This window comes from Kordiimonas laminariae, assembly GCF_023008165.1.
GTDB classification, from domain to species: Bacteria; Pseudomonadota; Alphaproteobacteria; order Sphingomonadales; family Kordiimonadaceae; genus Kordiimonas; species Kordiimonas laminariae.
In genome coordinates this window covers 196193-208377 of record NZ_JAKQZA010000004.1, presented here as the reverse complement: position 1 = coordinate 208377, position 12185 = coordinate 196193, and the positions used below count along the sequence as shown (strand labels likewise).

12 protein-coding genes are annotated in these 12185 nt (G+C 45.3%); 2 read left to right on the top strand and 10 right to left on the bottom strand.

What is annotated here, in order from left to right; translation table 11 throughout:
- Nucleotides 1-52: 52 nt before the first annotated feature.
- A complete protein-coding gene (locus tag MF542_RS09585; RefSeq protein ID WP_247018510.1) occupies nucleotides 53-973 on the top strand; it encodes a hydroxymethylglutaryl-CoA lyase in 921 nt (306 codons plus the stop codon).
- On the opposite strand, the gene MF542_RS09580 is transcribed toward MF542_RS09585, so the two are convergent.
- Together MF542_RS09580 and MF542_RS09575 are read right to left on the bottom strand one after the other, a co-directional pair.
- Nucleotides 970-1374 carry an MAPEG family protein gene (locus tag MF542_RS09580; RefSeq protein ID WP_247018508.1) on the bottom strand — a complete coding sequence of 135 codons (405 nt, stop codon included), beginning with the start codon at nucleotides 1372-1374 and terminating at the stop codon, nucleotides 970-972. The genes MF542_RS09585 and MF542_RS09580 overlap by 4 nt on opposite strands.
- Entirely contained in the window at nucleotides 1375-1854 is a 480-nt protein-coding gene (locus MF542_RS09575) for a tetratricopeptide repeat protein (protein WP_247018506.1), read from the bottom strand. It lies immediately after the preceding gene.
- Nucleotides 1855-1999: 145 nt separating this feature from the next.
- On the opposite strand from MF542_RS09575, the gene MF542_RS09570 reads away from it, so the two are divergent.
- Nucleotides 2000-2893 carry a LysR family transcriptional regulator gene (locus tag MF542_RS09570; RefSeq protein ID WP_247018504.1) on the top strand — a complete coding sequence of 298 codons (894 nt, stop codon included), beginning with the start codon at nucleotides 2000-2002 and terminating at the stop codon, nucleotides 2891-2893.
- Here MF542_RS09570 and MF542_RS09565 read toward each other — a convergent pair.
- From MF542_RS09565 to MF542_RS09530, 8 genes are all read right to left on the bottom strand, one after another.
- Nucleotides 2890-3801, bottom strand: coding sequence for an ATP-binding protein (locus tag MF542_RS09565; protein ID WP_247018502.1), 912 nt, complete (start codon nucleotides 3799-3801; stop codon nucleotides 2890-2892). The genes MF542_RS09570 and MF542_RS09565 overlap by 4 nt on opposite strands.
- Nucleotides 3794-5014, bottom strand: a complete 1221-nt coding sequence (locus MF542_RS09560; protein ID WP_247018500.1) for a PP2C family protein-serine/threonine phosphatase — start codon at nucleotides 5012-5014, stop codon at nucleotides 3794-3796. Before MF542_RS09560 ends, MF542_RS09565 begins: the two co-directional genes overlap by 8 nt.
- A gap of 32 nt (nucleotides 5015-5046) precedes the next feature.
- Nucleotides 5047-5346, bottom strand: a complete 300-nt coding sequence (locus tag MF542_RS09555; protein WP_247018493.1) for an STAS domain-containing protein — start codon at nucleotides 5344-5346, stop codon at nucleotides 5047-5049.
- Between the two features lie 17 nt (nucleotides 5347-5363).
- On the bottom strand, nucleotides 5364-6560 hold the full coding sequence (locus MF542_RS09550) for a methyl-accepting chemotaxis protein (RefSeq protein WP_247018491.1): 1197 nt from the start codon (nucleotides 6558-6560) through the stop codon (nucleotides 5364-5366).
- A gap of 73 nt (nucleotides 6561-6633) precedes the next feature.
- Entirely contained in the window at nucleotides 6634-7674 is a 1041-nt protein-coding gene (locus tag MF542_RS09545) for a protein-glutamate methylesterase/protein-glutamine glutaminase (RefSeq protein WP_247018489.1), read from the bottom strand.
- Between the two features lie 9 nt (nucleotides 7675-7683).
- Entirely contained in the window at nucleotides 7684-8319 is a 636-nt protein-coding gene (locus MF542_RS09540; protein WP_247018487.1) for a hypothetical protein, read from the bottom strand.
- On the bottom strand, nucleotides 8319-9173 hold the full coding sequence (locus MF542_RS09535; RefSeq protein WP_247018485.1) for a CheR family methyltransferase: 855 nt from the start codon (nucleotides 9171-9173) through the stop codon (nucleotides 8319-8321). The genes MF542_RS09540 and MF542_RS09535 overlap by 1 nt, the downstream gene beginning before the upstream one ends.
- Before the next feature lie 73 nt (nucleotides 9174-9246).
- Nucleotides 9247-12165, bottom strand: a complete 2919-nt coding sequence (locus tag MF542_RS09530; protein WP_247018483.1) for a methyl-accepting chemotaxis protein — start codon at nucleotides 12163-12165, stop codon at nucleotides 9247-9249.
- Nucleotides 12166-12185 lie beyond the last annotated feature (20 nt).

Genomic DNA, 12185 nt, shown 5'->3' with positions numbered 1-12185 from the left:
AAAATTAAATTTTATGGTAGGGAAAGGCCATGTTGTTAAAAGGATTGTCAGTATGAAAACCATTGAAATTGTTGAAGTTGGCGCTCGTGATGGCTTGCAAAACGAAAAAGTTCATTTTTCTACCGAGCATAAAGTAAACCTCATCAACAAAGCGGTTGATGCAGGTATCCGCCGACTTGAAGTAGCAAGCTTTGTACATCCAAAACTTGTTCCCCAAATGGCGGACGCTGAAGCTGTTATTGCCGATCTCCCTGATAACCCTGATATCGAATACATCGGCCTCGTACTTAACAAACGAGGCTATCTTCGCGCCCTCGCAACACGTGAAGGCAACAAACGCGGCGTTGATGAAGTAGGCTGTGTAGTGACAGCGTCAGATACATTCGGACAAAAGAACCAAGGGCAAAACCGCGCTGAAACTATTCAGGAAGCTGGCGCCATTATGAAGCTTGCAAAAAATGATGGCGTTGGTGCACAGGTTACAGTTTCTACAGCCTTTGGCTGCCCTTTTGAAGGTAAGGTTCAAGCTTCCACGGTACTCGATATGGCCAAAGAGCTCGCAGAGTTTGAACCACGCGAAATCGCTATTGCTGATACAATCGGCGTAGGCATACCAAATCAGGTGGAAGATATACTCGCAAGCATCAAAGATGCAGTGCCGCACATTCCGCTCAGAGCCCACTTCCACAATACACGCAACACGGGGATAGCTAATGCATGGGCAGCCTACAAAGGCGGTGCCACCGTGCTTGATAGCTCTGTTGCGGGTCTTGGCGGGTGTCCGTTTGCACCGCGCGCTACAGGTAATATCGGGACAGAAGATTTACTGTATCTTCTATCCCAATCCGGTGTTCAAACAGGTATTGAACTGGATAAGGTGATTGAGCTGGCAAAATGGATTGAAACCATCCTGGGACGCCCTGCTCCATCAGCAGTTTCTCAGGCAGGTGGCTTCCCTGTCCCTCAAGCCTAAAGCACCATCCAAACCCAGAAGAATAGCAAAGCAAAGTTACTAAGCATCCATACAAGGGCTCTGAGCTTCACGTTATTAGAGCCTGCATGGACCATTACGTGAAGGCCGCGCAGCCCAACATATACCCAGCTTGCTGCCCACAACACATCATCAACACGTCCAAAAACCGTTGCCGCCAAACAACCGAAGAAAAACAGCATCGGCATTTCAAACTGGTTGATCATATTACGCTGTACAGCAGTTACATGTTCAGGCTCTCCAGAACCCTGAAAGAACTTGAAATATTTCAAATCACTTTCTTGTCTGGCAATAGCGGTAAAGCGCCGTTTTGCCAGAAGAATGACGACTGCAAAAATCAGAAAGGCCTGCGCAGCCATAGGGTAAAAGAGAGCCTCAGTCATTTATCTATTCTCCGAAAACTGTTTTGTTCGAGTATCTTGAAGGGAAGATAGGGCGGTTTGTATAGTCTGACTAGTTGGATTAATAGCATGTGCTGATTTATAAGCCGTTTCCGCCGCTTCCAAATCACCTGCTGCTTTGTAGATATTGCCCATATTTACATGGGCCTGCCAAAAATTACGGTCAAGCTTTAACACATTTATACAAGCCTTCAGTGCTTCATCATGGCTACCTGTCGCATATCCAATGGCACAAAGATTATTATAGGCCGCAACCTGATAGTTCAGGGCCAAGTTGGACCTAAGCGCACGCTTAAAATAACTCCGTGCTTTAGTTAATTCACCAGCCTGAAGGGCATTTTGCCCCTTTGAGAACTGATGATTTTCCCGAATATGTAACGTTTTAATGTTATCAGCAGCAACGGCGCCAAATGATAGAACTAGCGATGTTGCAACCAAGATAGATTTAAGGGTGGTATTCATTTTTCTCTCCTGCCTTACAAACTCGCGAATGGGGAGATGCGAGTGACAGAACAAAAATAATATCAACATTTGTGAATAAAACTGTTGAAATTATAATATTAAATATTCATTTTTGAATAGATATAAAATTTCAAAGGCGGGAAACATGTTAAACTGGGATGATCTGAAATATTTTCTGGCAATCGCAGAAGAAGGCAGCCTCTCGGCTGCGGCCAGAAAATTGAAAGTAAGCCAACCCACTCTATCAAGAAGGCTGGCCACGCTGGAAGAAAACTCCACTGCCGATCTATTTGCACGAAATCGGAATGGCCTTGAACTGACAGCACTTGGCGAAGAGCTTATTGAGCACGCCAGACATATGCGAGATGACATACATGCAGCAGAGCGGCTAATTACCGGCCATGATAGCAGCCTTAAGGGCACCGTCGTCATTTCCTGCATTGAAATTATTGGCGTTGAGTGGCTTTTGAAAACAGCAAAGAAACTCAGGAAAGCGTATCCGGGTATATCCATTGAAATTAAAATTGATAATGAAGCGACAGATCTTTTACGCAGAGAAGCAGATATCGCGCTCCGTATGTTCCGGCCGCAGCAAAATGATCTGATCGCCAAAAAAACAGTCACACTGAATTACAGTTATTATGCCAGCAAAGACTATATTGCTGAGCACGGTAAGCCAGAGGTTTTGAGTGACCTGAAGCATCACGAAAACATCATGCCAGATGAATTTATTATGGCTCGCACAAGCAAGGGCAGAGTTGCAACGGATCGCCCTGCTCTTACCCCCGCTATTCGCGCAAATAGCCTTGTTGCCTTATCAGCTGCTGTTCAAAAAGGATTAGGGGTTGGGGCATGCAGTTGGTTTGTCGCCCATGATGACCCCAATTTAGTGCGTTTGTTTGATGGTTTTGTAGTATTTAATGCTGATATTTGGCTGGTTTGCCACTCTGATCTACGCCGGAGCGCAAGGATAAGAGCAGTTTATGATTTCATTGCAGAGGAACTTCAACGAGACAAGCATAAATTTTCAGGGGATTAATACCCAAAACGGTGTACTGCGCGCACACGATTTCCGTTACCAAAATATTCCAGTTCTTCAAAGCAGCCCTTAGCCATCATAATACCGCGTCCATGCTTTTTAAGGTGCCCTTTATCAGCCGCGATATAGGATTTGTAATCAAACCCGTCACCATCATCCGACACGTCAAAAATCAAACAATTCTGCTTACGCTCGAACTTAACAACAACGCATTTATCACAATATTCTGGGCTGGCTCGGCGGCGATCAATTTCGTCCGCCAATGTGCCTGTTTCAATAAGTGCACCTTTTTCATCGTGCCCAATACCTAAGCAGCCATGTTCAACGCTATTGATCAACAATTCCGTTAGGCCTATCGCAATAGGCATAGGATTCGGGCAGGTAAGCGAAAGCATCGTTGCCAAATTCTGTGCTTCACGGCGGGTTTTAAACCGGAAAGTGCCATCAACAATTTGCCCAATAGCAGAGGCACGGCGCTGCAGCTCTTCTCGCAATTTACAAATGCGTTCGAATTCATCGATCTCAATGGAAAGTACTAGATTGAGAGCTTCAATACCCAGCCTGCGCTGGAACACCTTTGTAACCCCCAGATTTAAAAGAGCCTCTTCATTTTGCTGCTCTTCTTCTCTTACGGCAGCAATAACAGGCCCACCAATTTCCATATAATTGAGGTCCAGCTGCTCAATAATCTTTTCCGCTTCCTCAATCCCTTGGGCTGTTGAGAAAACCAGAGCGCTCAAATTGCAGGATTTATCATGAGCAACTTTTTTCAGTTCGATAAGATCAGATATCTCGATAACCTGATACTTATCCACATTAAGCTCAGCAGAAAGTTCCGTAAAGTCCCCCTCGACACTAGAGAAGAACGCAACAGAAGGCTTACGGCTAGTGACCCCCAAACTATTCATCAACATCCTTTCTGTGTATCGCCACCGCTGTTAAATCATCAGGTAGCAAATCAGATTGAACAGAAAAGAAACGTTTGAGCAAACGTGACACCAATTTAGGTCGTTCAACTTCCTTAGAAAGTTCTTTAACCCAGGAAACCAATCCTTCTTCACCTAGGAAGCCGCCCTCCTCCTGAGGAGCCTCAACTAGCACATCTGAATAACAGAAAAGACTTTCGCCGGGCAGCAGTTTATCTTTGAGATTTACATATTCAGGCTTCCGCGCAATCCCAACCGGGTAACCGCTACTGTCCAGCAAACGAACATCATCACCAGATATAACCATTGGTCTTGGCGCACCTGCGCCTGCATACGTCAATTCATGAGTGGCACAATCAAGCACGCCGTAAAACATGGTCGCAAACTGCCCCAGCGGGAAACTTGGCTGCAGAACGCGGTTCAAATCAGTTAAAAAGGCAGCAGGATCATTCTTTGAGCGTTTGAAACGCGCCATTGTAGCATGCACCCTGAAGGTATTAAGAGCCGAGCCCACACCGTGTCCTGTAATATCGAGAACATAGATGCCAATTTTATTATCGGGCAGTTCCCAACATCCCCAAAGATCGCCGCCCAATTCAAAAGAAGCTCGATAAAAGCTCTCAATTGTGGCGTTGGTACGTTTTTCAATTTCTTTGATAACAGGCCGTTCAGGCAGCAAAGATTGCTGCATTTCGCGTGCCATAACCAATTCTGTTTCCATGCGTTTTCGGAAATCTGAAAGGCTATGGATCATTAACTTATTCTCGAGATGCATTTGCACTCGTGCAAGCAATTCTGGCTGGTTGATAGGTTTGGAAACGAAGTCTGTAGCACCAGAAGCAAAAACCTGCACTCTCTCTTCATCAGTTTCAGAAGCAGACTGCACTAGAATTGGTAGGCTTTTATATTTCTCATTTGCTCGAAGTGCATGGCATACTTCATAGCCATTCACCTTCGGCATATTCAAATCGAGAATAAGGATATCTGGATTATGCTCTTCCACCATTTGAAGAGCTTCTTCACCATCTTCCGCATAAAGAAGGTTCTCATACCCTCCGCGAGTAAGGCAGACACCGATGATTTTTCTCATCAGTGCCATATCATCAATAATAAGGATTTTTGCGGCTTTTACGCCTGCAACCAACTCCTGGTCACGATCATTACCGCTGACCGAGCTATTTTCAGAGCTATTCATACACACTTACCAAGCTGCAAAATTCCAAAAGCTTAACCATCAAGTAAATCAGATAGCTTTGTAAGCTTTAACATGCTTGCAACATGGCCTTGTGCACCAGATACGGAAAGCTTCCACCCGGCTGTTTCTGCTTGCTCGCGGGCAATCAAAAACATACCAAGGCCTGCGGAATCCACCATATCTACTGAAGAAAGATCAAAAACACAGCTCTCGACTTGCTGTTCAGCAATATCTTTCAACAGTTGGCGGAAACTTACATTTTCTGAAAACGTAATATCGCCAGAAAAAACTACCGTTGCACTACCGCCGTTATTATTAATTTTATAATCCATCGTGACTTTCTCCCAATCTAAAATAGCTCAATGTTATCGTCATCGTCTTCATCATCTAAGCTAGCGGATGGTTGACTGATATCCCCTAAAGCAGCATCAAACATCTCAATCTCGTCATCATCATCGGATGCGTTTGAAATTTCAACAATCTTATTACTACCATCAGTACTTAGCAACACACCCTGTACAAAACGCTGACGCACTTCTCCAAGTGTACATTTTTTAATTACTGTATCGACCCAGCCCTGCATATTTTCAGACGTATTTTCAACATCCTCAATGCTGTTCTCCGTAATGGTCTCTACGGCCAAGTCTTCTGTGATATCATTTAAAACACCCATTGTAATCTTGATACTATCAAGCTGCTGTTGTGCTCTATCCTGGAACTGGAACTTCTGAATAACGGACGACATATCATTTTGCAGCTGCCTGGAAAGCTCTGTTGAGTGTTCAAGACGACGGGTAAAGTCTTCATTCTGAGAAATAAGAGCATGCATCATACCTTCAATACGGTCTTTAGCTTGAAGGTTGCTGCTCATATCAAGGCTGGCAATGGATTGAAGCTTTTCGTGTCCGTTCTCAATACCCTTATGAACCGCATCAACTCTGGTTCTCAGAGTAGTGGACATATTATTAATATCTTTAGAGAGTTGTCGCACTTCATCGGCAACAACACCAAAGCCTTTACCTGCTTCGCCTGCCCGCGTTGCTTCAATCTTCGCATTCAGGGCCAGAAGGTTAGTTTGTTTGTTGATCTGCTCGATCTCTTTGATGTTTTTAACAACTTCATTTACATCGATCACAACATCATCAAGCGCATACACAAGGCTCATAGCCGTTTGTGCAAGCTCAAGCACATTCATAATACCTTCGGAGAAAACCTCTTCCAGAAAGCCTACAACTTCCTGCAAAGTGAGTTCTTCGCTATCCAGTGTGATACGGGAAGCAGAATGAATAATCTGCTCCATACTCTGGCTCTGGCTTTGAGCATTTCCTACAAGATTATGAAACAACTCTGAAAGTTCATCAGTGCTTGTTGCAACAAGCGCTGCAACCAAATCAATTTCACCACCCAATGTTGAATAACTACGGCCTAGAATATGGCGCAGTTCCAACCATTTCTTTAGAGACGCCTCCAAAGATCTACCTTCCGAAATGCTAGCTGAAACGCCTTCAGGCACTGGTTGTGTTTCCAAGCTATTAATTGATGACATGTTGTATCCGATTTAAATTATTGTTCTATACTTACAACTTAGCCTTATCATAAGGTTAACAAAGCCAGATTAATTAAGCCCCTGGCCAGCAAGCTTTTTGAACCTCTGTCCCGATCTTGGAAAGGGGTAGCACCTTCTCCACCCCGCCAACTTCAAATGCCACTCGCGGCATGCCATACACCACGCAAGTATCTTCGGATTGACCAATGGTCAGAGCCCCTGCTCTACGAAGAGCAAGCATACCTCGGGCACCATCACGGCCCATACCTGTAAGGATTGAAGCAACCACTTTGCCTTTAATATTTTCAGCAATGGATTCAAAGGTTACATCAACACTTGGCCTGTGCCCGGAAACAGCTTCGGTATCGCACTGTTCGATATACATTTTCGTGCCACGCTTCACGATTTTCATATGCTGTCCGCCATTCGCCAGATATGCACAGCCGGGCTTAAGTTCCATACCGTCTTCAGATTCAACGACGTTCACTCTGGCTGCAATATCAAGGCGTTCAGCGAACCCGGGAGTGTATGCTTCCGGCATATGCTGAACAATAACGATAGGCGGACTATCGATCGGAAATTCAGGTAACACTTCTTTTAATGCCACAACCCCGCCTGTTGAGGCGCCGAAAGCAATAAGTTCAACTGCGGAACGGCCTTTACTTGCCGTTTTTTCTTCACGTCGCATTGCCATAGGAGGACGAATACGTGCAGTTGCCGCGGCCTTTACCTTTGTGATGATTTCATGCTTCATCGTCTGGAAGTTGGTCTGAAGATCACTTGTTGGCTTACCAACAATATCACACACGCCAAGTTCCAAAGCACGAAGGGTTTGAGCGGTTCCCTGCTGTGTTAGAGAAGAAATCATAACAACAGGCATCGGGCGAAGCGTCATGATTTTCTCTAAGAAGGTGAGACCATCCATTTCTGGCATCTCAATATCGAGCGTAAGCACATCAGGGTTGAGTTGTTTAATTTTTTGACGTGCAATCAAAGGATTAGAAGCAGTTCCCACCACTTCAATCTGAGGATCACTCTCAAAAACACTATTCAGTATCTGCCTTACGAGAGCGGAATCATCACAAATCAATACTCTTATTTTCTTCTCAGACATCCAAAATCTCTAATCAAATAACTCAATATCACCACCAGAAGATTCTTCCGACGGTTTCATATTTTGTTGGTATTTGCTTTCACTTGAGAAGACCTTACGATCTGATGCTCTTCTGAGCAAAAGCCGTTTCACCTTTCCAGTAGCCGGGAAATAATGAATACGCCGCCCATAACTGCCGCGTAAATCCACTGCCGCTGGCGTGAAGCCTTCATTTGCCAAATACTCTTCCACAAACGTTGCATTCCGGTGGCCTACATCCCCACCAGCACCGATAACATTTGCGCCCCCGAATACTTTAACTTCCATTCTCTCGCGCGGGCAGCCAAGCCGCATCATTTCGTTGATAAGCACTTCCATTGCATGGTTGCCGTAGCGCATGGCTGCGTTAAGAGCACTCCAGCTATTCGCATCACCAGCAGGCAGCATGAAATGGTTCATACCGCCAATACCGGTTTCAGGATCTCGAATGCATGCCGCAACACAGCTACCCAACACGGTCACCAACATTTCGCTGGGCTCACCGGAAACATAATGATCACCCGGCAAGAGCTTCACAACCATATGCTTATATTTACTATCAAAATATCGCTTAATTTCAGGCTGATTTCTAGCAGCGAGCCTGCGTTCGTTTGTTGTTACAGCCATTATGCGCTCTTCCTATAATCATCAGCTACCCGGAAACTGGATCGACCAACAGAAATTAGGGAGGGGTGGTTGGCAACCAGAGCTTCCGCGTGCCCAACAAAAATCAAGCCTTCAGGCCCAAGTAAATCCATATAACGCGTAACAAGCTTCTGTTGGGTGGGAACGTCAAAATAAATCATCACATTCCGGCAAAAAATAGCATCAAATGGCCCCTTAATTGGCCAACTTTCCATCAAATTAAGATACTTAAAGCTAATCAACGATCGCAGATCGCTATTCATCTGCCCTTTACCGTCCGGCTGAATATCTACAAACCGCTTTAGAAGCTTAGGTGGGATACTTTCACAGTCACGGTCGCGGTAGAGCCCAGCTCTACCAGTATTCAACATATTGGTATCAATATCGGTAGCGAGGATTTTTACATCCCACTTTTCATTGGATGGCAATGAAGCCTTCACCGTCATAGCAATTGAATAAGGTTCCATGCCCGAAGAACATCCAGCAGACCAGATGCGTAGCTTTCGGTCAAACAGTCCTCTTCTTGCACCTTCAACTTTTGGCTTGATGACATCATTGCGGAGATACTGAAAATGATGACCCTCACGGAAAAACCGCGTTAGGTTCGTTGTCATTGCATTAACAAAATCACCAGCTTCCGCATCACCTTCCGGACTTTTAATATATTCAAGATATTCAGCGAAATCCTGCATTTTAAGCGCGCGAATTCTACGAGCCAGACGGCTGTAAACCATTTCGAATTTGGTTTCTTTAAGGTGAATTCCTGTACGCGCATAAACAATTTCACGCAGCGCATTAAATTCAGATTTTCGAAATGTAAATTCGCGATTAGTCATGAATTCCATCTACCCCATCAAAATAAGCAAGCGGGGCGTACCCCGCTCTTCTTCAATCTAAATCAAACAGTTCTTAGAATTCAGCCCAATCATCGTCATCATCCAGCGCTGCTGCCGCAGGCGTTGGCTTAGGTGCCGGAGCGGCCCTCACTGGTGCCGGCTGACTTGGGGCTGGCCTTGAAACCGGAGAAACAATCTTCGGCTGCTCAATGCCATCAATTCTGAAGAATGAAACGCGCTCACGCATGAGTTCTGCTTGTTCCTCGAGCGAACGACCAGAAGCAGCTGTTTCCTCTACCAGAGCAGAGTTCTGCTGGGTCATTTCGTCCATTTCAGCAACGGCACGGTTGATTTCCGCAATACCTGTGGCTTGTTCCTGGTTTGCAGAAGCAATCTCTGACACAAGTTCAGTTACCGTTTTAATGGAGTCCACAATTTCGCGAAGCTGTGTACCAGCCTCGTTTACCAGCTCCACACCGTCCTTAACTTGAGTGTTACTATCCACGATGAGTGACTTAATATCCTTCGCAGCCTCAGAAGAACGTTGAGCCAGAGCCCGAACCTCAGACGCCACCACAGCAAAGCCTTTACCGGCATCCCCTGCTCTCGCCGCCTCAACGGCTGCATTCAATGCAAGCAGGTTAGTCTGGAAAGCAATCTCATCAATCACACCGATAATATCAGAAATCTTCTGCGAAGATTCTTCGATGCGAGACATCGCTGATACGGCTTTATCAACCACAGCGCCGCCATTTTCAGCCACACCACGAGCCGCAAGACCGCGGGAGTTAGCTTCTTTGGCATTATCTGCGTTGGTTTTAACCGCACCTTCCATTTCTTCCATAGAAGCCGCTGTTTCTTCGAGTGAAGAAGCTTGTTGTTCGGTACGCTGAGATAGATCAGCACTTCCAGATGCGATTTCTGTTGATGCATTGCTAACTTCATCAGCACCAACAGAAATTTGAGACAATGCCTCTGAAAGCTTCTCAGCTGCTTCATTAGAATTGCGCTTTAATTCGTCAAACGTACCATGATATTCATTGGTAATACGTTTGGTTAGATCACCCATCGCCATTGCTTCAAGCATATGAGCAACATCACCAAGGCCTTGTGCACATGTTTCAGCAAATTCGTTGATACCTTTCGACACATTCAGAAGGAAACCATCTTTACCGTTCAGGTCAACGCGCTGCGAGAGATCACCTGCAACGGCAGCATCTACCACTGCGTTAATTTCGCTTTCAACATTACGTTCAGCTGTAACATCACCCCACTCCACAACTGTACCAAGACGTTCGCCTTCCGCATTATGAACAGGGTTCGCAATAAGCGTAAATTTCCGGCTACCAACACTGATTTCAGTACTGTGCGTTGCAGCTAGGTTTGTAATCAAACCACGTTGGTGCGCAGGATTTTGGTGGAAGATATCTGGGTTCTGACCAATAAGGTTTGATGCATCAAAACTTGGTAGAACCTGACGAATATCAGTTTCCGCCGTCTTAAACATCGATTGCATGCTCTCATTCATATAAGAGATGCCCATCTCAGCATCAGCTACCATCACATTCGCTGTTACTTTATCAAGCGCCTGCTTGATTTGTGCGTTTTGAGCAGCTTCTTTCTTTTCAAGTAACTCACGCGCCAATCGTTCGGTAATATCCGCCCATTCAACAGATGTACCAATACGATTACCGTCTTCGCCCATTACAGGGTTAGCAATCAAATCAAACGTGCGGCCACCAACTTTAATCTGCGTTTCATAGGTTCGGTCCAGTTTCCCAACCAAACTGCGTTGGTGGCTCGGGTCTTTATGGAAGCCATCAATGTTAGTACCAATAAGGGTATCGGCGTTGAAGTTCGGCAGGTCCTTCTTCAGGTCCGCCTCTGCATTCTTCATCATCGCTACCATGCTTTCATTCATGTAGAAGATGTTGAAGTTAGTATCGGCAAGCATCACATTCGTTGTTGCGCTATCCAGTGCCACCTTAATACGGGCATTAAATGCATCCTTCGCAGCCTGAAGCTTTTGTGCTGTGATATCTGATGCATATTTCACAACCTTGAACGGATTACCATTCAAATCCATAATCGGGTTATAGGAAGCGTTAATCCATACTTCCTTAGCACCTTTACCAAGGCGCTTATATTCACCAGATGCAAATTCACCTCGGTTCAAAGCTTCCCAAAAAGCTGCATATTCTGGGCTTGCTGCCAGAATTGGGTCGGCAAACATTCTGTGGTGTTGGCCCTGAATTTCGTGAAGCGCATAGCCCATGGTTTGAAGGAAGTTATCATTGGCGGTAATGATTGTTCCATCCATGTTGAATTCGATAACGGCCTGAGATTTGCCAATGGCCTCAATCTGACCTTCGAAGTCAGCAGACTGCTTTTTCTGGTCAGTTACATCCACTGCATATTTCACAACTTTGAACGGTCGACCTTCTTCATCAAAAATCGGGTTGTAAGACGCCTGAATCCAAACTTCACGCCCACCTTTACCAAGGCGTTTAAACTCACCAGCTTCAAACTCGCCACGACCTAGCTTTTCCCAAAATGCCCGATACTCAGCGCTTGCCGCATAAGCTGGTTCAGCAAACATGCTGTGATGCTTACCTTGAACTTCAAAGAGGCTATACCCCATTGCATTCAGGAAGTTTTCATTGGCGGTGATGATCGTACCGTCCATGTTAAATTCGATAACAGCCTGCGATTTTTTAATCGCATTAACCTGCCCTTCCATATCTCGAAGGTGTAAAGCGTTGCCACCAGATGAACCAGTGCCACTAGCGCCTACAAAAAAGGCTGCCGTACCAATAACACCAGCAATAACTGCCAGCGTACCGAACGTACCAAGTTGCTCATTGAATGTTGTAAATGCTACCGCAATCACAACAAAAGCCACGATCATAATCAACCATGCTCTCGCTGAAGCAGAACTTAGGAAACTACCAGTTTCCTGTTCGCCCACATTTGAAACACTAATATCCGCCATTTTTGCCTCCTAAGGGCTTA

Coding starts and splice junctions, on each gene's coding strand:
- MF542_RS09585 (WP_247018510.1), top strand. CDS start 53: ATGAAAACCATTGAAATTGTTGAAGTTGGCGCTCGTGATGGCTTGCAA.
- MF542_RS09580 (WP_247018508.1), bottom strand. CDS start 1,374: ATGACTGAGGCTCTCTTTTACCCTATGGCTGCGCAGGCCTTTCTGATT.
- MF542_RS09575 (WP_247018506.1), bottom strand. CDS start 1,854: ATGAATACCACCCTTAAATCTATCTTGGTTGCAACATCGCTAGTTCTA.
- MF542_RS09570 (WP_247018504.1), top strand. CDS start 2,000: ATGTTAAACTGGGATGATCTGAAATATTTTCTGGCAATCGCAGAAGAA.
- MF542_RS09565 (WP_247018502.1), bottom strand. CDS start 3,801: ATGAATAGTTTGGGGGTCACTAGCCGTAAGCCTTCTGTTGCGTTCTTC.
- MF542_RS09560 (WP_247018500.1), bottom strand. CDS start 5,014: ATGAATAGCTCTGAAAATAGCTCGGTCAGCGGTAATGATCGTGACCAG.
- MF542_RS09555 (WP_247018493.1), bottom strand. CDS start 5,346: ATGGATTATAAAATTAATAATAACGGCGGTAGTGCAACGGTAGTTTTT.
- MF542_RS09550 (WP_247018491.1), bottom strand. CDS start 6,560: ATGTCATCAATTAATAGCTTGGAAACACAACCAGTGCCTGAAGGCGTT.
- MF542_RS09545 (WP_247018489.1), bottom strand. CDS start 7,674: ATGTCTGAGAAGAAAATAAGAGTATTGATTTGTGATGATTCCGCTCTC.
- MF542_RS09540 (WP_247018487.1), bottom strand. CDS start 8,319: ATGGCTGTAACAACAAACGAACGCAGGCTCGCTGCTAGAAATCAGCCT.
- MF542_RS09535 (WP_247018485.1), bottom strand. CDS start 9,173: ATGACTAATCGCGAATTTACATTTCGAAAATCTGAATTTAATGCGCTG.
- MF542_RS09530 (WP_247018483.1), bottom strand. CDS start 12,165: ATGGCGGATATTAGTGTTTCAAATGTGGGCGAACAGGAAACTGGTAGT.